Annotated in this window: 14 protein-coding genes and 2 pseudogenes; 8 read left to right on the top strand and 8 right to left on the bottom strand. The window is 70.2% G+C overall.

The features are described from left to right. Positions 1–122: 122 nt before the first annotated feature. Positions 123–248 (top strand): annotated as a pseudogene (locus tag AC5P09_RS30870) (IS5/IS1182 family transposase); the annotation flags it as partial. Here AC5P09_RS30870 and AC5P09_RS30865 read toward each other — a convergent pair. Continuing rightward, positions 248–441: pseudogene (locus tag AC5P09_RS30865) on the bottom strand (transposase family protein); the annotation flags it as partial. The pseudogenes AC5P09_RS30870 and AC5P09_RS30865 overlap by 1 nt on opposite strands. Positions 442–684: 243 nt before the next feature. Here AC5P09_RS30865 and AC5P09_RS30860 point away from each other — a divergent pair. Then, positions 685–1,167: a Mom family adenine methylcarbamoylation protein gene (locus tag AC5P09_RS30860; protein WP_493877028.1), complete on the top strand. Its 483-nt coding sequence runs from the start codon at positions 685–687 to the stop codon at positions 1,165–1,167. Positions 1,168–1,282: 115 nt separating this feature from the next. Here the strand turns inward: AC5P09_RS30860 and AC5P09_RS30855 are convergent, their stop codons facing one another. The 5 genes from AC5P09_RS30855 to AC5P09_RS30835 are packed head-to-tail and all read right to left on the bottom strand — an operon-like array spanning position 1,283 to position 14,821. After that, positions 1,283–2,209 (bottom strand): Shedu anti-phage system protein SduA domain-containing protein, encoded by a 927-nt coding sequence (locus tag AC5P09_RS30855; RefSeq protein WP_493877027.1) that lies wholly within the window; start codon positions 2,207–2,209, stop codon positions 1,283–1,285. An 11-nt stretch (positions 2,210–2,220) separates the two neighbouring features. Next, positions 2,221–3,948, bottom strand: a complete 1,728-nt coding sequence (locus AC5P09_RS30850) for a hypothetical protein (protein ID WP_493877026.1) — start codon at positions 3,946–3,948, stop codon at positions 2,221–2,223. A gap of 2 nt (positions 3,949–3,950) precedes the next feature. Next, positions 3,951–8,600 carry an ATP-binding protein gene (locus AC5P09_RS30845; protein WP_493877025.1) on the bottom strand — a complete coding sequence of 1,550 codons (4,650 nt, stop codon included), beginning with the start codon at positions 8,598–8,600 and terminating at the stop codon, positions 3,951–3,953. Further along, positions 8,597–12,145: a hypothetical protein gene (locus tag AC5P09_RS30840; RefSeq protein WP_493877024.1), complete on the bottom strand. Its 3,549-nt coding sequence runs from the start codon at positions 12,143–12,145 to the stop codon at positions 8,597–8,599. The genes AC5P09_RS30845 and AC5P09_RS30840 overlap by 4 nt, the downstream gene beginning before the upstream one ends. A gap of 9 nt (positions 12,146–12,154) precedes the next feature. Then, positions 12,155–14,821 carry a DUF6603 domain-containing protein gene (locus AC5P09_RS30835; RefSeq protein ID WP_493877023.1) on the bottom strand — a complete coding sequence of 889 codons (2,667 nt, stop codon included), beginning with the start codon at positions 14,819–14,821 and terminating at the stop codon, positions 12,155–12,157. A 513-nt stretch (positions 14,822–15,334) separates the two neighbouring features. Here AC5P09_RS30835 and AC5P09_RS30830 point away from each other — a divergent pair. Beyond that, positions 15,335–16,816 (top strand): WD40 repeat domain-containing protein, encoded by a 1,482-nt coding sequence (locus AC5P09_RS30830; RefSeq protein WP_493877022.1) that lies wholly within the window; start codon positions 15,335–15,337, stop codon positions 16,814–16,816. Between the two features lie 524 nt (positions 16,817–17,340). Here AC5P09_RS30830 and AC5P09_RS30825 read toward each other — a convergent pair. Together AC5P09_RS30825 and AC5P09_RS30820 are read right to left on the bottom strand one after the other, a co-directional pair. Continuing rightward, positions 17,341–18,135 carry a hypothetical protein gene (locus AC5P09_RS30825; protein ID WP_493877021.1) on the bottom strand — a complete coding sequence of 265 codons (795 nt, stop codon included), beginning with the start codon at positions 18,133–18,135 and terminating at the stop codon, positions 17,341–17,343. Between the two features lie 11 nt (positions 18,136–18,146). Next, positions 18,147–18,536 carry a peptidoglycan-binding domain-containing protein gene (locus AC5P09_RS30820; protein WP_493877020.1) on the bottom strand — a complete coding sequence of 130 codons (390 nt, stop codon included), beginning with the start codon at positions 18,534–18,536 and terminating at the stop codon, positions 18,147–18,149. A gap of 993 nt (positions 18,537–19,529) precedes the next feature. Here AC5P09_RS30820 and AC5P09_RS30815 point away from each other — a divergent pair. The 5 genes from AC5P09_RS30815 to AC5P09_RS30795 all read left to right on the top strand — a co-directional run bounded on the left by AC5P09_RS30815 (position 19,530) and on the right by AC5P09_RS30795 (position 23,333). Next, entirely contained in the window at positions 19,530–20,552 is a 1,023-nt protein-coding gene (locus AC5P09_RS30815; RefSeq protein WP_493877019.1) for an adenine nucleotide alpha hydrolase family protein, read from the top strand. Between the two features lie 46 nt (positions 20,553–20,598). Continuing rightward, positions 20,599–20,937, top strand: coding sequence for a hypothetical protein (locus tag AC5P09_RS30810; RefSeq protein ID WP_493877018.1), 339 nt, complete (start codon positions 20,599–20,601; stop codon positions 20,935–20,937). A gap of 133 nt (positions 20,938–21,070) precedes the next feature. Beyond that, a complete protein-coding gene (locus AC5P09_RS30805; protein WP_493877017.1) occupies positions 21,071–21,787 on the top strand; it encodes a hypothetical protein in 717 nt (238 codons plus the stop codon). Positions 21,788–21,994: 207 nt separating this feature from the next. Next, positions 21,995–22,273 carry a hypothetical protein gene (locus tag AC5P09_RS30800; RefSeq protein ID WP_493877016.1) on the top strand — a complete coding sequence of 93 codons (279 nt, stop codon included), beginning with the start codon at positions 21,995–21,997 and terminating at the stop codon, positions 22,271–22,273. A 136-nt stretch (positions 22,274–22,409) separates the two neighbouring features. After that, on the top strand, positions 22,410–23,333 hold the full coding sequence (locus AC5P09_RS30795) for a replication-relaxation family protein (RefSeq protein WP_493877015.1): 924 nt from the start codon (positions 22,410–22,412) through the stop codon (positions 23,331–23,333). Positions 23,334–23,995: the final 662 nt, after the last annotated feature.

The raw sequence follows: 23,995 nt of genomic DNA, 5'->3' as shown, positions 1-23,995 counted from the left end.
GCTGGGACTGAGCCTCTTCCAGCCTGGTCGTAGCAGCCACGAGTTGGACGCTCCTGCGCAACGGCGAAGCTCCTGGTAGACGGTGTCAAGACCAAGATCCACCGTGCTGCCAGGAGCCTCGCGTGCTTGTCTACCCGTCGTCGATCGACCTGTCCAGTCACACCCTGCGGTATCTGGCCGGACAACTCACCTCCCGGGGGCAGGAGATCGGTACGCGGTGGCGACGACTGACACCAGGGCGTCAGGCGAGGGTGCAGTCCAGGATGACGAATGCCTTCATTCGGATCGTCTTCATCGCCTCGGCCAGGGATGGGGCCAGGGCGGCCGTACGTTGACGGCCTCACGTATGGAGCGGAAGGCGGTCGCGATCCCGATTCCGAACCCGGCGGCGAGCTGGGCGTAGGTGTCGCCACATCGCAGGTGGGCGAGGGCGAGCAGGGCCTAAGTGCCGTCCCACTCGCCGTACTGCTTGATAACCGAGCCCTCGCTGATCTGCAGCTGTTCGGCCAGATACTCCGCCACCGCGTCGGGTACCCGCCGGGGATAGGACGGATGTCCCTCTCCCCCAACTCAGGTGAGAATTCGCCCCAGTCCATCAACGCATCGACTCACAGATCGCGTGTTCTGTGACCTGCAACTACGGCCGCAGCCGGTGCGCAGAACCGGCCGTACACCGAGTCGTTGGTGTGCTCGCGATTCGTCCTGCTGGATGAGTGCCCGGCGAATTCGGAGTCGTGGTTCCTCGCGAACTGCCTAAAACGCCTGCTCGCCAGTGGTGTACACGGAGTCGTCTCGTTCGCGGATCCTGTCCCGCGCCGGACCGCTTCGGGAGTTCTGGTCATGCCTGGGCACGTCGGCACGATCTACGCAGCCACGAACGCGGTCTACGCCAGCCGGGCCACCGCCCGGACGGTGAAGCTCCTGCCGGACGGCACCGTCTTCCATAGTGGAGTACGGCGCAGAAGATCCGCCGCCAGGAGCAGGGCCACCAGTACGCCGAAGCCCAGCTCATCGCGCTCGGAGCTCCGGTTCCGCGGGCCGGGTGCAACCCGGCCGTCTGGCTGCGGGAGGCCCTGGTCGCGGTCGGCGCCCGCAACGTACGGCACCGCGGCGCGCACCGCTTCTGCAGACGGTTTCCGCGTGTTGCCGCTTGGCCCACGCCAGTAACAGGACGAGGGGCCCGTAGCCGATTTAACGCCCTCCAAGCCGTCTTGTCGTTCAACGATTTGGCCGAACTCCCAACCGCCTTGGCAGGTTTCGGCTTGGTGTGGTCGGGTGTGCCTCAGCGGTCCTCGACGATGAAGCAGGCCCGCTCGTAGAGCTCGTCGAACGTGATGACTTCGACGTCCTGGATGGATCGCCTGTGCTGCTCGAAGGAGGTGATCTTCTCCGGGTTCGCCGAGCCGCGGTCGGTGAACTCGCTGAGGCTACCGATCACCAGCACCTGTCGGGGGCGGGCCGTGGAGATCTCGATGTCGGTCGGGGCTCCGTCGTCCTCGTAGAGCTTGTGCAGCTCGCCGGTGACCAGTCGTAGGGCCTTGTGAGCGGTCTTCTGAACCTGCGCCGCTGCGCCGACGACGTCCGGGGGCCGGTACGGCGTGCTGGCCAGCAGGGGTGTCTTATGGGTCTTGATTTCGCAGAGCAGCAGGCTGCTGATGAAGCCCTTGGAACGCATGACGGCGTCACTGCGCTTTCCCGCCCCGGTAAAGATGTTGGTGCCGGTCGTGATGCGCTCCAGCTTCCCGTCGTTCAATGGTTCGCAGGCCACGAGGTTGAGCCCGTACCCGAAGATCCACGGATTTTCTTCGAAGAGGCCCTGCCAGACCGCCTCTGGCCCTGCAGCCTGTTGGCGCTTCCGCTCGAAGTACTCCTGACCGGTCAGGAGCTGTCGGAACCGTTGGAGTTGTGACTTGCGGTTGCTGATCAGCCGGATGTCCTCTTCCGTGAGGGAGCCGCCGACGGCGGTCCTGACGGCTTCCAGGAGCGTCGTGCGGTCCTGGTCGGCCAGGAGCCGAGCCAACTCGGCTTCGTCGCCGACGACCAGCCGCAGGCTGCTCTCAGGGATGTCCAGTCCGACGCAGCTCTGGAGGAAGCGGATGACCTTCCAGGAGCTTTCGTGGACATCGCTGGTGTCGACGAGTGCCTTGACGATCTGAGGCGTCTCGGTGCCAGGTATCGCTTCCGATGGGCTTTTCTCCGTTCGGTCCATGCCCTCGTGCATCATGGCGAGCCGTCCTTGGGTGCGATGACGCCGTCGAAGGCCAGACCCGCGGTTGCCTCGCCCCGGCCGGCACGGACGCGGCGCCCCACCCAGTGGTAGAGCTGCCCGTCGTGACCGCGGGCGGTGACGGGAACCCGGCTCACGGTCACCCCAGAACGCGGAATCTCCTCGTCGCGGAAGTAGACCCGCCGGACCTCCGGTTCCAGAAGGCGGCCGGCCGCCTTGGGGTGGTGGACACCGTTCGTCGTGAAGTGCGGCACGCGGCCGCGCCTGAAACGGATGGCCGCTCCTCCGGCCACCAGGGGCACGGGTACCAGCGGGATCCAGTGAGCGGGGACCGGGGTCAGCAGCCGGTAGGCCAGCGTGCCCGGAAGGCCGGACAGGCCGGCCGGGGCCTCTTCGGGGATCTCGTCGGCACGAAGCCTGGGCCTGCCGGTCCCGCTCTGGACCATGCGCTCCACGGCCCAGGCGAGGTTGGCCATCTCGTCGCGGACGAACAGCACTTCCTCCACGGGGCTGCCCTCGATCCTTCCCGGGGCCTGGGGCAGCAGCGGCAGCAGCGCGGGGCCCTGCTCGCCGGAACCGGCGACGCTGAGGCGGAAGAGCGACCAGTGCTCGTCGTCGGCCGGGTCGATCGCCAGCGTGTCGCCGAAGGTGTCGGCGACGGTGAGTTCAGTGACCACGTGGATCTGTCCCACGCTCAGTTCCACGGGGACGACCCAGTGGTCGTTGCCGTAGACGTTGGCGAATTCCACCACCAGCAGGCGGGCGAGATCGGGCGGGCCGGCGCCGATCGCCGGCAGGTTCACGGTGGTGTCCTCGAACTCCCACCAGCGTTCGGCGGGCATGCCGGGGTACGTGGCGCGGGTGGGCAGTGTGGTGCGTGCCGGGGTGGTGGCGGCGGGCGTGCCGAGTTGTTCTTGGCTGGTGTCGATGTCGAACTGGTAGGCGTCGGCGCTGCCACCCGGGTACTCCGGGGCGGTCAGGGCGATACGGCGGTCGCCGAGCTTCGCTTCGACGGCGAAGCGGTGTTCCAGTCGCTCGCGCACCCAGGTCGGCGGAGCGGGCGGTGAGTGTTCCGCGGCGAACCAGGACTGCCAGCGGACCGCCGCCTGCTTGAACGTCGCGGTATGGGCGGCGCTCAGGCCGGTGGGGTGCCAGTCGTCGGCCAGCAGGCCCTGGGAAAGACGCCCCCCGTGGGGGACGCGGGCCTTGAGGGCCTCTCCCAGGGCCTGCCCGGCCGGATCGGGTTCCGGCCGCCCTGTCCCCGCGGGGGGCGGAGGGTCGTCTCCGACGAGGGGGAACGCCTTCAGCGCCTGACGCGTCACCGCGTCCAGGACGGCGGCGGGCAGTGCGCCGAGCTGGGTCAGGAATCGTTGGCCTGCCCGGGCCGCGGCCCTGAGCGGGAGTTCGCGGGTCGCGCTGCTCGCGTCCGCTCCTGCCTCCGCGAGGTACTCGACAGGGACACCCTGTGGGTAGGGCAGCGGCGGACCGCCGTCGGCGGACCGGAAGCGTTCGATCGGGCCGCCGGCTGTGGCGATGCGGCACGAGACCGGTGAGCCGCCGTCCTCCCCGTGGAACTCGGCGAGTTGCCACTGTCTGGCCATCAGGAACAGCGGATCGGCCATCCTTGCTTCGAGGGACTCGTCCAGCTGGCCGCCTGTGCCGCTCGGCCTGACATTGGGCTCCACCCGGTGGAACTGCGCGAACGTTGCCGCCTCGGCCATGGCTACGACTCCATGTTGATCAGCTTGGACATGATTCCGTCCTCTGCGCTCTTCTTGATGAGCTTCTTGATGCTGATGCCGGGGGCCGTGCCCAACGTGTCGTCGGGAAGGTACGCGGCGGGCAGGTAGCGCCCGAGCCAGCCCAGGGCCTGGAGGTCCACGAGGCGCAGTTTTGCGAGGTCGAGCGTCTCGGCGAGGACGTCGCTCAGGACGTCCACCGTCCAGGGCGAACCGGCAACCGGGGGCACCGCGAGCAGGACGGCCTGCGGCGCCCGGGCACCTGGGGCGTCGTAGTGGAAGCAGGCCCCCGCGGTGTGTCGGCGGGCCGGGATAACCTCCGCCCACTCGTCGATCACGAAGGCGGCGATGGGCTGTGACAGGTCCGGCCCGTCCGGGCCGCCGACGCCATGGACGACCAGGCCGGTCGCCGGGTCGGCGTTGTCCGGTCTGCCCGCGGCGCCCACCCAGTGGTCGTCCGCGGTGAAGGGTGTCTGCCCGACGTGCAGGCGGTGCTCGCCACCGGTCCCGGCCGCCTCGGTGTGCAGCAGCAGGTCCGCGAGTGCGGAGGCGCCGGGCCGTACGGTGGCCATCTGTTCGAGCCAGTCGCGCGGTGTGTCACGGTCGGTGTCGCCCCGGTCCAGTCCTGGCCCGAACGACGCGGTGAGCGTGGCCTGGTCCGGGGCAGTGACCAGAGTGACGGCACGGAACCCGGGCCCGAAGACGGCTTCCAGGGCCGCCGCAGGGCTGCTCGGCTCGTCCCTCGCGAGGGCTTCCTCGGCGCGGCCGAGCCGTGAGGTCGCTTCCCGTACGGTGGCGGCCACCTGAGCGGACGGTCCTCCGTCATCGGGCGAAGGTGGCACCACGATGCCGTACTGGGCGAGGAGTTCGAGGTCCCCGGCGTCCTTGGCTTCCTTCAACTTGCGGCAGACGTCCACCGCACGGGTGCGCAGTTCGTTGTCCGCGCTCTGCTGCGGCGGGGAGGCGGCGGGTGCTAGATCGGCCGCGGTGCCGGGTCTGCCGGAGGCGAGAACGGCCGCCATCGCTGTTGTGAGGGCCTCGGTCTCGAGTAGGGACACGACCGTGCGCGGCCACGCGGGATCGCGATCGTTCCGGAGTGTCGGCATCGCGTCGGCGGCTACATCCGGCGGACGCTGCGCCACCAGGGCCTGGACGAGTGCGGTGCGCAGGGTTCCCTCGGCGGCGAGTGCGACCACGTCGAGCGCGCAGTGGCTGGTCAGTGGCCACGGGTGCTCGCGGACGGCGGCTGCCGTGGCGGACTGGCCCGGCCGGAGCCATTCGGCCCTTAGCCGGATCCGGTCGGCCCGCCCCAGCTGGTGTCCGGCCCATGCGTCGAGGCGGGGCTCGGCCAGCGCGCGGGCGCGGCCGCGTTGGGCTGCGCTCCCCCAGCCGGGCGTCGGGGCCATGTCCCTCGGTACGACCAGCATCACCCGGTGCGTCACCGGGGTGCCCTGTCTGGGGGTGTCGAGCACCTGAGGCCGGGGGGGCGGCTGCCCTCCGGCGGCCAGGGTGTCGAGCGTCGCGCCGGCCCGCTCGGGGTTGCCGTTGGCCAGCTGATGCACGCTCTCGGCCAGCAGCAAATCTGCGACCGCGTCGATGTCGTCGTGCAGAGCGGTCAGCGCCGCGCGGACGGCCGGCTCCTCCTTGGCAGGGTCCAGGCTCGGCCGGACCTGCGGGCCGAGCTTCGCCATGGCCGCATCCACGGTGAGTTCACCGAGGGCGGCTCCGTCGGTCACGTCGTGCGGGGCGATGAACTCCTGGGCGCCGTCGGCTTGGTGATGGACGCTCTGCAGGGGCCACTGCTTGCGCAGGGGTGCGATGACCCGGTCGAGCTCCAGCGGGTCGGTCTCGTCCTCCCGTGCGTCGTGCAGCCGCCGCTCTAGGCGGTAGCCGAGCAGTGCCCCGAGCGGCTGGCCCTGCCGTACGCCGTCCAGTACCGCCATGGCGACCCGCATCCGCCGCGAGGACAGATCCACGGCGAACGCCCCGGGGTCCGTGGGGTGGGACCGGCTGCCGCTGTGCAGGATGGCGGCGGTGGTGGCCTGGGCCAGTGAGGGGGCCAGTACCCAGCCGTCGCTGCGCCGCGCCTCGAGTGGTGACAGGTTCTCCACCCAGCCATACGCGCCCAGTTGCAGCCCGGTGGGCCGCCGGGTGGGGGCGCGCATGGCATCCAGCCGGGTCGTGGCCAGGGAGGTGATCCAGGCGTCGAGCCGGTGGGAGACGAGGTCGAGGCATTCGCCGAGGAGCCGTTCGAGGGCGGCGAACGGGTCCTCGCCCCGGTCGCTCCACGTACGCACCCGGGTGGCGAGGTAGCGCAGTGCGGCATCGATCTCCGCGAGGCGGCCGCTCCATGGGCGTTCGATTCCGGCGAGGCCAAGGACGCCGTGGTGGCGCCTGGCAGCGGCGTCGACGACATCGGCCAGCCCGGATCGTGCCTGGACGATCGCCTCGTGCACCGAGATGCCCGCCCCGCCGTCGGTTCCCGGCAGCCTGAGGCCAAGGGTGGCACCCATGGCGAACGGTCTGAGTCGGACACCGGCACTGGTGGCCAAAGCCGCGGCCCCCGTGGGTGAGAGGAGAACCTCCGAGAACCGGAGCCCGTTCCAGTTCACCAGCTGGCTGGAGTGCGCGGCCCCGTGGGCCGCGTGAGCGTACTCCAGGTTTGCGGTGTGCAGGAGCAGTGCCTCCAGCAGGGTCCTGGCCCGTTCCGGTCCGACCTTGATGCGCAGGGGCTCGAACTGCTCGACCGCTCTGTGTAGGAAGTCCGCGAGTTCCTCGACGGGGTCGGAGTCCACCGGCAGGTTCAGCAGCCGTGTGTACGGGAGCCAGAGCCTGCTGGGGTGCGGCGCGTTCTGGTGATGGGAGATGACGGGCTGGTAGTCGATGCCGAGCGCCCGGTTCAGTGCCCGGGACAGCAGCTCCTCGGTATTGCCGCCGCAGTGCTGGTCGAGCCCTAGGAAGAAGTTGGTGAAACAGGCGTTCAGGGCGCCGCGTACGCCGCGCACCTCGCAGGTGCGGGAGACCGGGGACATACCGAGGGCGCGCAGCACGTCACGCTCGGGTTTGGGCAGGTCGAGGGACTCACCGGGCTGGTCGGGGCCGCCGACGCGGGGCAGGGTCGGCACTCCGACGTCCCAGAAGGGCCGCAGGGTGGTCAGGACGCGGTGCAGGCCGGTCAGTTCGGGTCGTTCGGCTTGCGGGTCGGGGCGCCAGCGTCGCGTTGCGGTGACCGGAAGCAGGCCGTAGGGCTGCTTCCCGACCCGGAGGGCGGGGAGCGGGCCGCGGGCCCGTACGTGATCCGCGTAGTGCAGGCGTAGCCAGTCACGGTTGATGTCGAGCTCGTCGGTGTGGATGTCTCTTTCCAGGAGCTGGTCCAGGAAGAAGTCGCCGGTCGCGCTCCACAGGGCGAGCTGCAGGGCGCGCGCATCGGCCTGTTCCGGCTCGGCGGACCCGGGGAGCGCGGCGACGGCGGCCACGGGTACGCCGATCGCGGTGGCGACCCGGGTGGCGTTGGTCCACGGGTCCGGGGCCGAAGCCGGGGCTGGTGCGGCGGGTGCGGGTGCGGCAGCGCGCAAAAGCGCGTCGACGTCGGGCTCGGTGTGCTCCTGGCGGCGGGCTCGGGGAATGTTGTTGGTCGGTGTGCCCTGGGCGACGAACGCGGCTTCGCCGTCGCGGGCGCGTTCGGACAGCAGCCGGGCGACCCGGTCGGCGGAGGTCTGCGGGTCGAGGGAGGCAGACACCCCGAAGGCGACGACGCGGGTCAGCAGCGGCCGGGCCTCCGGATCGTAGCCGGGGCGGTCCAGGGGCACGATGACGGCGAGCCCCTTCATTCTTGCCTCGTCGAAGTCGGTGAGCCAGTGCAGGCCGGGTTCCACCGGCGTGTTTGCCGAGCCTGTGGCGTCGGGGTCCGGGCCCATCTGGACGACGTCGGGGACCGCGGAACCGTGTGCCTGGCCGACCAGCAGGTTCCCTTGGGGGGTGTGCTGAAAGGCCTGTACGAGGAACGAGTCGGGGAGCGTGGAGGCGGTCGCGGGCCCGTTCCAGCCGCGGGCCCGCGCCGTCACGTCGGGCCAGGCCGCGGGTTCGGGTGCCGCCGCGTCGTCGGGCAGCGGTTGTTCCGGACGGTCGTCGGATGTCGGAGTCAGTACGGTGGCGATCCAGCGCGCCCGTGCGGGTCCGAGTGCGCCGCACAACTGCTCCCAGGCGCCGAGCCGGATACGGGCCCGGTCGCCTGCGGCGTTCTCGACCCGCCCTGCCCGCCAGACCGTCCGCCAGTACCGCCGCCCCTGCTGAATCTCCCCGTCGGTCGGGACCGGTTCGTGGCTCTCGACGTGGATGTCGTCGGGGAAGATCCGCACCAGCAGCGTGTCGGGCCGGCCTTGGTCGGGCCGCAGCCGGGTTTCCAGACGTACGGGGGTGAGCATCAGCGGCACCGCCGGGTCGAGTCTGGCCAACAGCTCGTCGGGGTCGGCCACCGAGGTGAACTCCTGGAGCGCCTGGTGGAGGGCAGCCCGGGCCGCGTCGAGCGCGTCGAACGCCGCACGGCGCTCGTCGCGGGTCGCCTGCGGGCCCAGACCGGTGCGCCGTTGCTCGGCCTCTGTGACGGCCTGGCGCAGCGGTGCGAGATCAATCATCCGGGGTCTCCCTGGGGCTGGGGCGGTGAGGTGCGGAGCAGCCTCTCGGCGGGCATGACCACGCGTACGGGCTGCTGGAAGCATTGCCGGGCGACGCCCGCCGCGCTGTCGCCCCAGACAAGCCCGTCCAGGGCGATGTTCGTGCGTAGCGTTCCGGGGGCGTAGAGGGCGGCCTCGAACTGCTCGGGCGAGTCGAAGAGATGACTCCAGTCGAGGTTGTTCCAGTCGTCGTCCGTCGGCGGGACGGTCTCCGCGGGCGGCACATAGGGCCGTCCCCACACGTCGGGGGGTGTCGGGACGTCCAGGGCGCCGGGCGGCGGTTTGTCGAGGCCGAATCGTGGTTCGGTGGGCTGCTCGGCGATCACGAAGCACCAGGGGGTGGCGAGGATCTCGGGAAGTGTCAGGTCGAAGCCCAGGAACACTGTTTCGGGGTCGAGGCCGCCGCGGAAGATCGGCTGCTTGGCACGCGAGTCGTCGGGTTCGGGCTCCTGGCGAGGTGCGTTCGCGCCGGGTGTGAGGAGTGGTGCCGCATAGAGGATCGCGCCCGGGTAGCGGCGCAGCAGGGCGCTGCGCAGGAGCAGGACGACGCGATCGGGCGGGGCGGTCAGGTGGGTGCCGAGCGGGGATCCGGTATTCCACTGCGCCAAAGGCGGCATGTCGGGGGCGGCTCCCCAAAAGCGCGCGAAGTAGGTGCCGCGTTGATCGGTCGGGTACTCGCGCCAGCGCAGTTCCCGCGCGAACTCGTGGTTGAGGCCGGCCATGTAGGCCGCGACGAACACGGGGTTGGTGACGGCGAGGGCCGCCGTGTCGGCGGGCACCTTGTCGAGTCCGGCCAGCATCCACTCGGTGGACTGTGCGGACAGCGCTTCCCACATCGGGGCGCCGAACGTGGGGGCCCAATGGATGGAGGCGCTGTTCGTCCCCGCGTCGAGGCGTTCGATGCGCGAGTCCACCACTGCGGCGACGGTCTTCTGAGGGTGGATCAGGTCGGCGACGGCGCTGTGGGCCTGAGGTGCAGGGAAGATCTCCCGCGAGGGCGCGGGGGGCACGTCAGACGGCCGCAAGGCCTCGCCGTGTGCCTGGGTGGCCATGTCGTGGGCGTCTTCGGGGGTGATGCCGAGGACGGACGGTGCGGGCAGCCGGCCGGCCAGATCCGGCAGGCGCCCGGGGCCGAAGACCTTGTCGAGGGGCATGCCACCGCTGGACTGCCAGCCGCCCAGGATGTCGCCGAGGCGGTTGGGTTCCCATTCCTCGTCCGGTTCGGCCGTGTCCGTGCCGGAGAGCTGCCAGTTGCCGGAGAGGTCCACGCGCCAGATCCCGGCGCGACCTGTGTCGTCCCAGTCCCAGGTTCCGGGGCAGGTGCTGTGCCAGCTGCCCCGGCGGGTCGCGGACTGCCAGGTGGCGTTGAAGGTGCCTTCGGAGGTGACGGCCGGGTCGTTCCAGGTGCCGGTGGCCAGACCGTGCCAAGTTCCCTGATCGGTGGCGGACTGCCAGGTGCCGGTGAACACGGTCCGCCAGCCGCCGCCCCACACATCCCCTTCCTGGAACGAGTCCCAGGATCCGGTGAACACCCCTTTCCACGTGCCCTCGCCGGTGTCGCCGCCGGTCCATGTGCCACCGCACTCGCCCTTCCAGGAGCCGCCGGAGGTCAGGTCCCAGGGGCCGGACCACGAGCCGCCGAAGGACCCGGTGGAGGTGCTGCGGGTCAGGGCGAGCAGGCCGGTGGGGGCGATCCGGCCGGACGGAAAGATCAGCGCGCCTTGTGGGGTCAGCCGGGTGGCGGCCAGGAAGTCGGTGGGGACGTCGATCTCCCGTACCGCGTGCATCCGGAACGCCGCGTCGAGGGCGGCGGTCGGGATGCGGGGGGCGGCGGCGATCTCCGCGGTGGTGACGTCCCGGAGCTCCGCGCGGCGGCCGGCCTCCGCGGCCAGCGCCTTCCAGCCGACCAGGGAGGTGCTGTGCCGGCCGAGTTCCGCCCGTACGGCGGGCAGCCGCTCGGCGCTGACGACGCTCTCCGGCGGGATACCGAAGGCGACGGTGCCGTCGGGGCTTCGGGACGCCACGGCGAGGCCGGTGGCGGAAGCCGCCATTGCGGTCAGCGTGGTGGCGAACGGCCTGTGTTCCAGGCGGTTTCCCGCCTGTTCGGAGACGAGTGCGACGCGTCTGCTGAGGGCGCCGAAGGGCCTGGTGGTGCGGCGGAACGCACTCGTGGCCATGGCCGTCGGCATGGCGCTGGCCTGGATGGTGGTCGCCAGGGTGGCGGTGCCGAAGACCGCCCGGGTCCGCAGCGGCGTGGCCAGGTGCAGGAACTCGTCCGTGGACAGCGGCCGTACGTGGCGGTGGTGCAGCCGTGCGCCGACCAGGCGGGCGAGGCGGGCCAGGTCCAGGAAACGGTTGGCGGCCTGGACGTCGGCCAGCTGGGTCCAGGCCGAGGCCATGAGCTGTTCCTGGTCCCGTTGGACGGCACGGGTGCCCAGTCCGGCGGCGACACGCCAGCGCGGGTCGAGGTTCAGGGTGTGCGGCCAGCCCTCCACGCCCGGCTCGACGAAGGTTCGCAGGGCATGGAATCCGCCATAGAGCGGAGGGAGGACCTCTGGATCGTCTTCCCCGTCCTCGGTCTTGCTCACGTCGAGAGCGGTGGCGAGGCCCCTCTGCCACTGTGTGCTCCGGGCGTCGACGGGCCAGGGGGCGCGGGGGGCGGCGTTCGGACTGAGCAGCGCGCTTTCGACGTGCTGTACGACCGGGCCGGGTCCCTGGCCGTTTGGGCTCGGCCTGCTGATGTCCATCGGCCGGCGGCCCGCGCCCCCCAGCGGCCGGCACTGGAGCCGGTCGGCCAGGGTCTCGAAGTCGCCGCCTTCTCCGGTGGAGAAGGTCCAGGAGTGGTAGACGGGCAGTGCGGCGTCCAGGCCGGGCGTCCAGGCCGGGGCCAGGTCTCCGCCGCTCTCCCCGCGGCCGGTCTGCCGTCCCGCCTCGAACGTGGGCACCAGGCAGGCCACGTAGTCGGTGTGCGGGTGCAGGCGCCGGGGCGCGATCAGCCGGGAGACGGACCGGCGCGGGTCGTCGTCATGCCCGGTGATCATCTGCGCATGGGCCCACAGATGCAGCTGTGACGGGTCCGGCAGCTCAGCGGCGGGCACGTGAAGCACCGGGAGAGGGCGGCCGGGTTCCCGCCGTGGCCGTCCCTTCGCCGTCGGTACACAGACCAGCGCCAGCCAGGGGCGCAGCGCGCCTCCCGACGTCGGTGCCAGCGGGGTGAACAACCAGGGCAGGTCGCTGCGGTCGAACTCGATCAACGGGAACATGGTGGTTTCCGCGTCGGGTGTTCCCGGCAGCGGGTAGACCCGCACGATCTGGCGTGGGTCCAACGCCTGTACGTCTCCGGGGCCGTACATCTGCAGCGGTACGGACCGGTCGGCACGCCCGTTCACGGAGGCCTTGGCGGCCAGGGTGCCGCGTACCGGGGTGCGGCGCTGCAGGTCGTCGAATTCGGCCAGGGAAGCCGCGGCTCCGGTCCGCTCCCACGAGGCGAAGGTGTACTCGGTCATGGACGTGCCTCACTGCCTCAACTCGTGTGCGGGTACCACATGGAGGAGGGCCGACCGACCGGTCACCGAGCCGAGTTTCGCCGCGGCCTCGGTGAACGTGGCCGCGCGGCCGAGGGTTGCCTCCTCGGCGAGCGTGTCGATCCGGGCGATGGCCCAGGAACGCGCCTTGAGCGCCGCCTTGCGGTCCGGTGTCGGTGGGGGCAGGTACCGCGTACGGTCGGCGTGTACGGCGCTACGGGCCACCGCGCCATGGTGAAGCGCGGCGATCAGATGGGGCTCGGCCATGAGCCAGGGCTGCCGCCGCTCGGGCGCCTTGCCGCGTTCGCCGATCCATTTGGTCTCGTATCTCATCTGCACCGTGCGGCGCGGTGCTGATCTGACGGGCGTCGGCGGGGTCAGCTCGCTGCCCGAGCGCAGCTGCTCGAACGCGGGCTGGGTCAGCTTCTCGTCGTCGGTGAGCTCGAAGAAGTCCGCGCGGGCGAACTGCTCCTTGACGGGCTCCTCAGTGCCCGCGCCCTCCGGGAAGCGTACGGCGACGTCGAATCGGGCGGGGACGGGCAGCCGGCCGGGGCCGAACCGGGTGATGTTGACGCCGAGCGGCACCACGCGCTGGCTGAAGCGCAGCCGCCCGAGCGGGTGGAGCAGACGGCCGGCGTCCGCGCCGTCGGTCCGCAGCGTGGCCAGGGCTCCCGCGTCGTCCGGCAGCAGCGGCTCCCAGCTGCGCGCGTTGTCGATTTCCCGCTCGAGTCGCTGGGCGACGTCGGGCGCCGGCGGCGCGGTGACCTGGCCGGTGCAGGCCCAGTGCTCGTCGAACGGGATGCTGATGTCGATGAAGAAGAACGAGACGGTGGCCCGTCCCGCGATGTGCCAGCAGGGCGTGGGCCCTTCCACCCGTACCCTCAGGTCCACCGAGCACAGACTCTCACCGGCGAAGCGCAGTTCGAACGAGCCGTAGAGATCGAGCACCAGGCCGAAGCTGGGCTCCCAGCGGACCAGCGCGTCGAAGCCGAGCCGTCCGCTCACGCCGGTGCTCCGGCTGCCGATGACGGCCGTCAGTTGCGCGCCCGCCTGCACGGTGCCCGGGGTGATGGCGAAGTAGCCGGTGAAGACGATCTTCAGGAGACGACTGTCCGCGATGGCGATCGACAGCCGTTTGGGTACGGGGAAGCCGGCGGGCGCGGGGAAGCCGGGGTGGAAGCCGCCAGCGCTGAGGATGAAGGCGGCGTCCGAACCCGAGCCGGCCCACAGGGCAAGTCCGCCCTCGATGCTCGAGGTGAGTAGACGGGAGCCGGCGAGATCCGCGGTGATCTCCACGCGGCCGGCCGCGGAGTCCACCACTCCGGCGATCGCCGCCCTGAGATCGATGACCGGGGCCTGGGGGGCGGGAAGCGCGACCCGGACCCGGCCGAGCAGGGCGATGACACCGCTGGGCAGTTCCAGGACCAGCCCGATGTCCGCAGTGAGGAACGAGACCGGGCGGCCCCAGCCCACTCGGAAGGTCGGCCCGACGACCACGCTGCCGCGCTGGGTGCGGAACACCGACGCCAGCGTGTTGAGGATCTGCGGAGCCGCCGCGGCGGGGTCGGCGGGGAAAAGGATGTCGTCGAGGTGCCCGGCCTGTACGGCTGCCGCGAGCCCGGCGCGGTCGATGGCGTGGCTGACGCCCACGATGCCGCCGACGGCGTTGAGGGTGAACGCGAGGCCGAGTTCGACCGGCGGCGTGAACTGGGCGCTGAGCGCTACCAGAAGAGACTCCTGACGCGTACGCAGGATCCCGAAGGCCTTGACCTCGACCACGCCCAGGCTGAGCCCGAGCGCCCCCCGGTACTCGCCGTCCCGCTGCTCCAGGTATCCGCTGCCCTTGGTCGGCCCGAGCGCCAGGCTCAGTCCGATCCCGTTCGGGGTGACTGCCACGGGGGCGGCCCCGAGCGCCACCTCGGTGCCGACCCCGTCGATCGTGGCGTCCGCGAGGCCGAGCAGCGACGCGCCGAAGGAGGCGGTGAACCGCAGCGCTCCGTTCCTGGGGGCGAGGTAGAGGGAGGGCGCTCGCAGGCCGGGCGGTACGGCGTGCAGCGGCAGGGCGATGCCGCTCTTCCCGCCGCCCTCGAATCGGACGCCCTGAGCGTCGAAGCGCGCCACGATGTCGCCTTCGAAGACCAGCCCGCCCGGTGCCAGGAGCTTGAGGAGGCCGTCGTCATCGGACAGCGTGACCCGCAGGCCGCGTACGGCGAGGTCCAGCGACGCGTCACCGGGAACGGCCGGGACGGTGACGGTGAGGGTGATCGCGTTGCGCACGTGCAGTCCGTCGGTGAGCCGGAGCTGCCCGAGGCTCAGCACGAAGGAGATCTGCGCGGGAAGTTCCTGGGCCAGCACCTGAACGTGGCCGGCGTCCGCCTTGACGACACCGGGGACTTCGAGGCTCCACGTCGGGGCCACAGCGCTCGCGGCCTCGGCAAGAATGCCGATCAGCGACGGCCACAGCTCTGCGGCCTGATCGGCATCCGGCGCCCCCAGCCGAGACAGCAGCGTCGCCGGCACCATCCCGGGCGAGGGCAGCCCGAGTGCCTCTGCCAACTTCTCCCGCCGCTGGGTGGCATCGAGTCCGCCGAGCGTGCCCATGACCCCGGCCAGTCCCCCTCGCAGCTGGCCAGCGACATCGGCGACTGTGCCGGTCACCGGGTCACACTCACGGTTCGGCGTCGGGCGGGCCGGGCGGCGCTGCGACGGCGAGGTCGCGGCGAGGTTCTCTGGCTCTCGTCGGCATTTTTGTGGCGCACCAACAACCACTCCAGCAGCGGAACTGATGGGCGGTCATCGAGGCCGCGACGATCCGCACCCGGTCGCGTTTCATCATCGTCTTGCCTGGCAGGGCCTCAAGCCGGGAGCGCTTTTCCCATTCGTGCGGCTGAACGAATTACTCCACCCAGCCTTGTCCTCGGAGGAGATCTGACTCATAGCCAGTCGATGGCGCCCTCCCGCCGGACCCGAGGGACCGGTAACCCAGGTCAAGTAAGGCCCGGGAGCCGCGCATCTCATATCCGGCTAATCTGAAGGAAGGGAGCCCAATAGGCAGGACACTCCCCATGAGGCAAGGCCGTTCCCCCTGAGAGGCCCGCGGCGTGTCCAGTGGGAGCCTCCCGGTCAACCCACTGGCTCACCTGGGCCAGATCGTCAGGAAGGCCGAGAAACATGGCAACGCTCCGGCTCGCGTTCGTCGATTGGACGTTCTGCAACGACGAGAAGACCGAGGCCATCGGAACCCTGGGCGGCCATAAGGTGACGCTCACCGGGCAACGCACCGTGACCACGGAATGGGCGCCCCTGGGCACCGCCATGCTCAACGGGACGTCCTCACACTTTCATACGGCGTCCTTCACCCCGCCGCTGCCCGCCACGGACCTCATGGAAATCGTCGGTCTAAGAGGCGGGAGTTCGTTCAGAGTGGAATTCGATGCCGAGGTGAAGGATCCCGTCTTTCATCTGGGATCGCTCGCCTCAACCCTTGAGTTTCTGGATCTTCCGGTGGGTACGGAGGTCACCCGGCTCAGCGGCGACACCGACGATTTCAAGGTCGACGGCAACAAGGTCATGGGCGAGGTGCGTCGACCACCCCCACCCCCAGGCGAGCCCACTGATTCCAACGGCAGTGTCCGCCTCAACGGGCTCTTCCGGTCGATTGCGTTCACCCTGAAACCGAGGTTCACGGACGGCGAAGGGCACGACGGCGTACACTTCCAGATCGGCGGGATGGTAGAAGCTCTGCAGTTCGTCGAGGAACTCGCCGTGAGCGCCCTCCGCGTGACCAGTGACGGCAGCGAGATCGTCAGCGCCGATATCGCCGGCCGAGTGCTGCGCTGGAACCGGGAAAGCGGCGAAGCGCTGGGGCAGCCGCTGGCCGCGCACCGGCGCACCGTCTGGGACCTGCTCCTCGCCCCCGACGACGCCGAGGTCGTCACGACGGGAAGCGATGGGACGGTCCGCCGCTGGAACCGGGCCACGGGCAGTTCCGTGGCCGAGTCTCTCACCGCCCACACCGACTGGATCCGGGCGCTGGCCATGACCTCCGACGGCCGTGAACTGGTCACCGCCGCCCAGGACGGCACCGTACGGCGCTGGAACCGGGCCGACGGCACACCACTCGGCACACCGCTGAACGCCCATGCGAGCGCTGTCCGGGCGATGGCTCTCACTCCCGACGACAGCGAGATCGTTACAGGCGGAGACGACGGGACCGTCCGCCGCTGGGACCGGAGCACCGGCACCGCGCTCGCCACCCTCATCGGACACTCAGGAGCAGTTCTGGCCCTGGCCGTCTCCTTCGACGGTGCCGAGATCGTGACCGGAGGCCGGGACTGCACGGTCCGGCGCTGGGACCGGGTGAGCGGGACCGCGCTCGGCGCCCCTCTGACCTCCGGAGCCGCCATCCGTACCCTGGCGCTGACCCGTGACGGGGAGATCGTCACGGGCGCCGACGACGGAGCCGTGCGGCGCTGGAACCGGGCCACGGGGCAGCCCGTCGGACCTCCCGTCCAGACCCCACACGTCAGCATCTGGGCTCTGGCCCTCACCCTGGACGGCACGGAGATCGTCACGACAGGCTTTGACGGCATTATCCGCCGCTGGACACGCCACGCGGGTGAGCCGGTCCTGCTGGCGGTCAAAGCGCGGTGAAAACGCAGACCCGGATGGATACCGCGCCGCGCCTGGAGATTCACAGCCCGACCCCCTTCTGACCCCTGCCCGCCTGCCCTCGTCCTCCCGCGCCGAGTCGAGAAGCGGGGGCAGGCGGGGGGTACGGTGATGAGAACGGTGCCCCGCCTCGACATGGAAGTGGCCTATGCACCGTCCGCCCTGACCGGGGGTACCCTCCGAGCCGAACTGTTCCTCCCGGCGCCGACGCGCAGAGGCCTGCCCGAGCCGACGGGCATAGAAGGAGCGGCATCCCTCGACGAAGCCGGCGGTGCCGTCCTGCGCGCAAAGGCCGCGCGGACGGACGCAGGCCCGCCGGACTCCGGCCGTAGAGCAGATGCAGAAGGCTCACACCAAGCTGCAAGACGCCCAAATCGTCTCGTCTAGTGAGTTCGCGGTAGCAGATGAGGGTGCAGCAGATGGCGGTGAAGGCCAGCCACTTCCTGGCCTTCACCGCCATCTGCTGCTACAAGCGCCTCCTCACACTCACCATGTAGAACACGGTGTCAGGCGCCGTCGACATGCGGTACGCCCATGAGCTGGTGGAGCAGGCGGCGGTCGATGATGATGATCGGCGTGGTCAGGCGGCCGCCGAACTCAACCAGGGTTGTTTCGATGCCGAGCAGCGTGGCGGTGAGCCTGGCGCGGCCGATCACCCCGGCCTGCACGGCGGTCTGGCTGATCAGCGCACGCATTGCGGTGAGCACCCCGGCCAGCTTCGCCGCGGCCTCCCGGCCGTTGAGGGGCAACTGCCGGATGGAAGTGAGCACGGGCTGGAGGGCGGACTGGGTGGAGGGGATCAGTCGAGGCTCGATTCCCCGGGCGGTCAGCTGCGCAGACATGGCGTTCAGCTGGTTGGTGACGAGGGCCTGCGGGGTGCGGCCGATCTCGGGACCGAGGCCGCCCTGCCCGAGCACGACCCCCTGCAGGCGGGTGGGATCGGTCTGCCGCAGCACGGTCGCCGCGTTGTTCGTCTCCCGGGCGATCCTCAAGTAGTCGTCCGCAAGCTTGAGGACGGGGTCGCACAGGCTGCGTACGCGCACGCCGAGCGCGGGTCCAACGCCCTGCAAGCGGTTCAGGGCCAGCTCGGCCGCGTCGCGGTTGCTCTGGATGTTACGGGCGGTGTTCAGCACGTCCCCGAGGTGGTTGAAGCCGCCGGGGCCGATGACCCCGCCTTGGGCTTCGAACAGCGCGGCCTCGTGCGAACCCTGGTAGATGCCGTGCATCGCACCGCGTGAGGAGTTGAAGAGTGCGAGAAGGGCCTGGGAAAGCTCCAGGATGAGTTCTTCGGTCGGATCCACGGCCTGCGCTCCTACTCCGCGAAGATCGTCTGTACGAGGGTCTGCAGCTCGGCGTCGTCGAGCACCGGGTCCTCCACGACCGGTGGCTCCTCCTCGACCGGCCGGTGGGAAAGCAGCAGCGCGAACATGGTGACGGCGCGCAGCTCGTCGAGCACCCCCGCCGTCTGCTCTTCGAGCGCCGTGATGGCCTGCGCTCCGGGATCGATCCGGCCGTCGACGATCCCCGTCACAGCGGTCTGGAACTCCTCGATCGCCCCGATCGTTCTGGGGCCGACGAGTCCATCGAGGTCCAGCACAGTCTGACCGCGCTCGGCGCGGAAGACGTTGAGCAGCGCTTGTACGTACTGCACTTCACGCCGCAGATTCGCGCCGTTCCGGCCGACCGACTGACTGATGGGCATGGGGTGGCCTCCACACAGGCTCTACTGGGCGTCAGTCGTACACGATGGCAGCGCCGCCGTCCGCGCACCGAGGCCCACACCCGGGGGTGTCACCCGAGTTCCCCCGGCCGGAGCACGCCGATCGCGAAGACCTGCCGAACCGCCGGACACGTCACCCATCTGTCGACGTTTCACCATCCAGGCGTGCCGACCCCGCACGCTGCCCTACGGCCTGTACACCGGGTCGGTGTTTACCGCACACGACAAACTGGATGTGGCTGGACAGGGGAGGTATCCGCCCGAAAGAGATTTGGCCATTGGTTTTGAGGACCGGTAGCGGCGGGTGCGGCACAATCTGGAGAGGGCAGAGGGACTGAAGGGACCGTCCGGAGATCGCCGAGCCGCTGGGCCGTTTCGTTTGGACCGCGGGCTGAGCACGAAGTGGCGGTCGGCTCGGCAGACGGGCTGAGCACCACATCCTTCTTCCCGCACCCCGCGCACCGACGCGGGGTGCGTGCGTTGAGAACCCGGCTGATTCGCCCCCACCGAACGGCGAACCCGCGCGCGAAGTCCCTTAGGCGGGTTCCAGCGCGAGGGCATCCAGGAATCAGCGCACTCGTGCGCTTCCGACCGTGCCTCAAGCAAACTGCGGCGAAACGAGCCTGGTCACAGGGGAGTTGAGAACGGTCTGCGATCTCTCGGAGCTCCTGCACGCCGAGCCGACGAACCCGGCGCCGCCTACCTCACCCGGGCTCTGGAAGCGATCGGAGCGACAACCATCGACCACGGCGGAAACCACCGCTACGTATGGCGGCTCGGCAGAAACCGTCACGAGCGGGAGCAGATCAAGCTCGGCCTCCCTGCTCAACAGCCCTATCCCAAGCAGGCCGACCCCGAGCCGATCGGGGCCTGAGGCTGCTGCGCTACGCGATCTGTGCCGTCGCCCGCTCATCGCCTGCGGCCCGGCGCGGTCGCAGTTTCACCGTCCTTGTCCCGTCCCCTTCTGGAGGAATCATGGCTACGAGTCTTGCCCGCGCCTCGTCCGGCTTGCCCGACCTGAGCACCTACGATCTGCTCGCACCCCAGCTGTCCGGAGGCAAGGACAGCGCGGTGATGATGGCCGTGTTCATGGACGCGGCCCGGACCGCCGGCGTCGAAGACCGGGTGATCTCTTACCACTCCAGCCTCGGAGTGCTGGAGTGGCCGCCGATCGTGTTCGAGGGCACCCGCTATCCGGGCGTCTCCGAGCTCGCCGCCATGCAGAGTGCCGCCTTCGGGGTACGTCCAGACCGTCACATCGAAGTCACTCGCACGATGCCTGGCCCGGACGGCACCGCGATGCCGCGCAGCCTGCTGACCGAGATCGCGGCGTACGGCCGGTTCCCTCGCATGGGCAGCCCCTACTGCCGCAAGTACGCCAAGGAGGGCGTGGTCTCGAGCGCCTGGACGCCGATGGTCAACCGCCTCAAGCGCGAGCTCGGCCGCCCGGTGCGGATCCTGAAGGTCATGGGTCTGCGCAGCGACGAGGGAGCCGACCGAAAGAAGCGTCCGCCCTTCCGTACAGTGCTGGCCAACTCCGCGCGGATCGTGGACGAGTGGCTGCCCGTCAAGGACTGGCCGACCGACGCGGTCAAGGAGTGGCACGCCAGCGCGCCGGTGCCGTTCTGCTGGTCGTACGACTCCGTGCCCGGTGCCGGTGACTGGCGGGGCAACACGCGCTGCTCCTGTGCACTGTGCAGCTACGCGTCCCTCCCCGACCTGCTGCTCTCCAGCGGACGCCGGCCGCGGCTCGCCGACCTGTATGCCGAGGTCGAGCACGTCCGGGGCGACAGCTTCCGCGCCGACAGGCGCATCGCCGACCTCATTCGGCATGCAAAGACGTGCGGCATCGACCCGGGCGTCGTCTGCCCGGACGACGGCCCGGAGTTCACCGCCCTGCAGAACCAGGTGCGGGCCGCGCTCAAGGTAGAGCCCCGCAAGAAGCCCGAGCTGGCCCGCGACAGCGGCCGCCGCCCGATGTGCGACGGCTGCAGCTGACCACCACCCGGCACTCACCCCCATCAGGGAGGGATACTCAATGACAATGACGACGACCCAGCGCATCCTCGACCTCGCTGCGGCGGCACCGGCCAGCCACGGCGAGGACCTGGTGCTGCTCCTGAGCGAAGCGAACGAGCTGTACCAGCAGGGTCTTCACGACCTGCACCGGGATGTGGCAGCGCGTCTCGGCGGACTCGCCACGGCGGATCTGATGTTCGCCGCGGACACGGCCGGTATGCCCTGTGATGCCTCGCAGGACCGCGACGAGGTGATCCTGCTGCTGGCCCTGGTCGAGTGGGAGATGACGCCGGCCGCCATGGCGTACGCGGAGATGGCCGAGGCCGCCGCGCACCGCGGTGTCTGCTTGATCCCCGAGGAGTAGGCCGTGCGCCGCGGGCGCGGCCGCCGGGAAAAACCTTGGGCCGCGGGCTGGACCTCCCACCGCAACTCCTGCCATTATTTGCTTTGTGAGCCGGGCTGGCCGGCTCACTGCTGACAGGACGGACGGTTCTGCCATGACCTCGCGCCGTGAGCCTCGCCTGGCCGACGCTGCCGAGATCGCGGCTGAACAGGGCCTGACTGCCGCACGGATCACCGGCCTCTACACCGGGCGCGCGGAGAACGCGGTCGGCGAGGCATTCCCCGAGCCGGTCGACAAGCGCGGCCGCGCCCGCCTGTGGGACCACGCGGAGGTCACCAAGTGGTTCTCCCACCGGGCGCCGGCGCGGCTCGCTGAACACGCACCGCCCTCCCTCGACCCGGAGACGTTGCTGAACGCCGCGGACGCCTCGAGGTTCCTCGGCTACAAGAACGCCAACCAGGTCACCACCTTCGTGCGCGACCACCCCGGTTACTTCCCCGAACCGGACGTCGTCGAAGAGCTGGGTACGGCCGCGAACCGCTACCGACGGCAGTTGTGGAAGGTGCAGACCCTGCAGGAGTGGATGGCCACCCGGCCCGGCCGCGGAAGGCGAGCCGGAGCCAAGGAGGCTCCGCCCCTGCCCGAGGTTTCGGTCGACGGTGATCCCGACGAGCTGCTGGGGGCGAGCCAGGCGGCTGCCCTGCTGGGGTACAAGAGCGTCGGCTCCTTCTCCAGCAGCCTGTCCCAAGGCAACCTTCCTCTGCTGAAGACCACGGACGGGGTCGCCGAGAATGCCGGGCGCCAGACCGGGCGCCGACGGTGGACGCGCCGGCGCATCCTCCAGCAGGCCGCCCAGCGGTCCAGGAAGTAGTACCCGGTGGTGAGCGGACCTCCGCGCACCACCCTATGAACGCGGCCCCCGGTTTTGGGCGTTGGTCCCTTGCGGGCCGGGTGTCGCACGATGGCCGGCATGGCGTGGTTCGCCACCACGCCCCGCAGCAGCACCTGCTGCTGCGGACCGGCCATCGCTTCTCTTCAAGCACCTGTTCTTGAACTCTGACCTGATCACCACAGAGCGATGGGAACCACCATGACCAGCTTCACCTGTGGAGGCTGCGGCACTCTCAACATCGACCGCGACTCGTGCGTGGCGTGTGCCACCGCCAGCCCGACCGCCACCGTCGAGGGGCTTGTGACCACGGCCCTGAACGATGCCGCTGCGGCCCGCGCGTGTCAGGTCGAGCAGAGTGCGCGCGGCAACCACGACCTTGCCCGCCACCTCGGCACGGTGGCCGACATCCACCTCGACGAAGCCCTCGCCGTGCGCGGCCTCAGCCTCAGCCGCGGGTCCTCCTGAGCTCTCGCGCAGTCGCGTGGTCGGGGCCGTGGAGCCCCGACCATGGCCCCGACCACGAGAGTGTTCTTGCGTTGTGACCTTGGTCGGGGTCTCGTGGTCGGGGGTCGGGTCGGGGGCTGAGCGTTGTCTCTTCTCCATGACCCGTCCCACATCAGATGCTGCGGCGGCCGCCGAGTTGGCCCCCAGCCCCGCTGAACCGCTGCGCCTGCAGGTCCTGACCGCGCTCGCCCTGCACCGCATGGCCACGACCGGCCAGTTGCGCCAGATGCTGCGGCCGGACAGCTCACGCCAACTGGTCTCCCGCGTGCTGAACAAGCTGCGTTCCGCGGGCTTCATCGACCTCACCCCGCTGCCGGACTCGGACCGGTCGCGTACGCACGCCTGGTACCTCACCCCGGAGGGGTCGCGTCTGACCCGCGATCTCCCCATCCTTCGGGGGCGTCCGCCGTACCCCATCACCTCGACAACCGCAGCGTCGCTGAAGACGCCGCACACGCTGACCGTCGTACGGTCCCACCTGCCGTTTGCGGCAGACGCCCGCCGGCTCGGGCACGAGCACGGCCCGTGGGACTGGACTCCCGAGGTGGCTCACCCCATCGGTGAGGGCGAGCGGCTCGTTGCCGATGCCGATGCCGTCATGCACTACACCGTCGTCCACGGCGAACACCGGCGGAAGCTGCGCGCGTTCGTGGAAGTCGATCGCAGCACCATGAGCAGTGAGCGCCTGGCCGTGAAGCTGATCGAGTACGCCAGATTGTTCCAGTACGAAGTCCAGCCCGTCGGACGACGCAGGCCGACCTCCACCGGCCCGGCGTGGCTCCGCTGGTATCCGGTCTATCCTCGCGTCCTCTTCGTGCTTACCGGCGCCTCCCGGGCCAGGCTGGGTGACCGAATCAGCGATCTGCAGGCGATGGTCGCTCAGCACCCGCTCGTCGCAGCCCTTGCCCGCGAGGTTCAGCTGGGAGCCGTCGTCCTGGAGGACATCGAGGAGCACGGTCCGTCCGGGTCGGTGTGGGTGCCGTTGACTGGGGGCGAGCCCCGCCCGTGGACCGATCTGTGATGACGTCGTCCGTGCGGACCGGGAGTGGGATATCCAACTTCACCGGGCTGTACTTCTTTGTGCGGCACCGTCACGGCGACTGGCGCCGGCATCGGAGAGGGCTGTACCTCATGCTCGGTGGCTCGGCGGTCTCCGTGCCGACAGCAGCGGTCCGGGTCTTGTCCTCTCCCAGTGCTTCTCGGGGGACGGTGGAACGAGTGGGTTTCCGTCGGACTGTTCGTTGCCTCCCTCGGCGCCCTCGTCTACCTCACCGCCCGGCTGGGCGCTGGCCCACCGGACTGACCTCGCTACTCACCGCCGTGGTCGCTCGACCAGCCGGATGCTGTCCTTCGACACTGAAGTTAGTCGACGTCGTCGCTCTGATCTGGGGCGACTGACTTCACTGTCAAGGCGTCTGCCTTGTGGCCACCCGGCACAGGACGGCGAGGAGTCCTCGGCTTCGCCAGGCGCGAAGGGCCAGCCCGTCGCAACATCAATCCCACCGTCGTGGCAGACGTACTCGGCCCCGGGACACTCGCGCAGCCACGCGGCCAGGGTCTGGGCGGTGCGGTCGGGCAGGACGTCAATCCGCTCAACGCCGGCGTCGATACCGAGGCGCTTCGCCACCCCGGCGATCTGGCGGCCAGAGGCGCAACCGCCCGGCGATCGCCATCCGGGGATCA

Source organism: Streptomyces sp. a15 (assembly GCF_059026085.1).
This window is presented reverse-complemented; position numbering and strand designations above follow the sequence as displayed.

Excerpts from the sequence above, each read along its gene's own strand:
- AC5P09_RS30810 (WP_493877018.1), top strand. The coding sequence starts at position 20,599 with ATGACGACGACCCAGCGCATCCTCGACCTCGCTGCGGCGGCACCGGCC.
- AC5P09_RS30855 (WP_493877027.1), bottom strand. The coding sequence starts at position 2,209 with ATGGACCGAACGGAGAAAAGCCCATCGGAAGCGATACCTGGCACCGAG.
- AC5P09_RS30815 (WP_493877019.1), top strand. The coding sequence starts at position 19,530 with ATGGCTACGAGTCTTGCCCGCGCCTCGTCCGGCTTGCCCGACCTGAGC.
- AC5P09_RS30840 (WP_493877024.1), bottom strand. The coding sequence starts at position 12,145 with ATGACCGAGTACACCTTCGCCTCGTGGGAGCGGACCGGAGCCGCGGCT.
- AC5P09_RS30795 (WP_493877015.1), top strand. The coding sequence starts at position 22,410 with ATGACCCGTCCCACATCAGATGCTGCGGCGGCCGCCGAGTTGGCCCCC.
- AC5P09_RS30830 (WP_493877022.1), top strand. The coding sequence starts at position 15,335 with ATGGCAACGCTCCGGCTCGCGTTCGTCGATTGGACGTTCTGCAACGAC.
- AC5P09_RS30845 (WP_493877025.1), bottom strand. The coding sequence starts at position 8,600 with ATGATTGATCTCGCACCGCTGCGCCAGGCCGTCACAGAGGCCGAGCAA.
- AC5P09_RS30800 (WP_493877016.1), top strand. The coding sequence starts at position 21,995 with ATGGGAACCACCATGACCAGCTTCACCTGTGGAGGCTGCGGCACTCTC.
- AC5P09_RS30850 (WP_493877026.1), bottom strand. The coding sequence starts at position 3,948 with ATGGCCGAGGCGGCAACGTTCGCGCAGTTCCACCGGGTGGAGCCCAAT.
- AC5P09_RS30805 (WP_493877017.1), top strand. The coding sequence starts at position 21,071 with ATGACCTCGCGCCGTGAGCCTCGCCTGGCCGACGCTGCCGAGATCGCG.
- AC5P09_RS30820 (WP_493877020.1), bottom strand. The coding sequence starts at position 18,536 with ATGCCCATCAGTCAGTCGGTCGGCCGGAACGGCGCGAATCTGCGGCGT.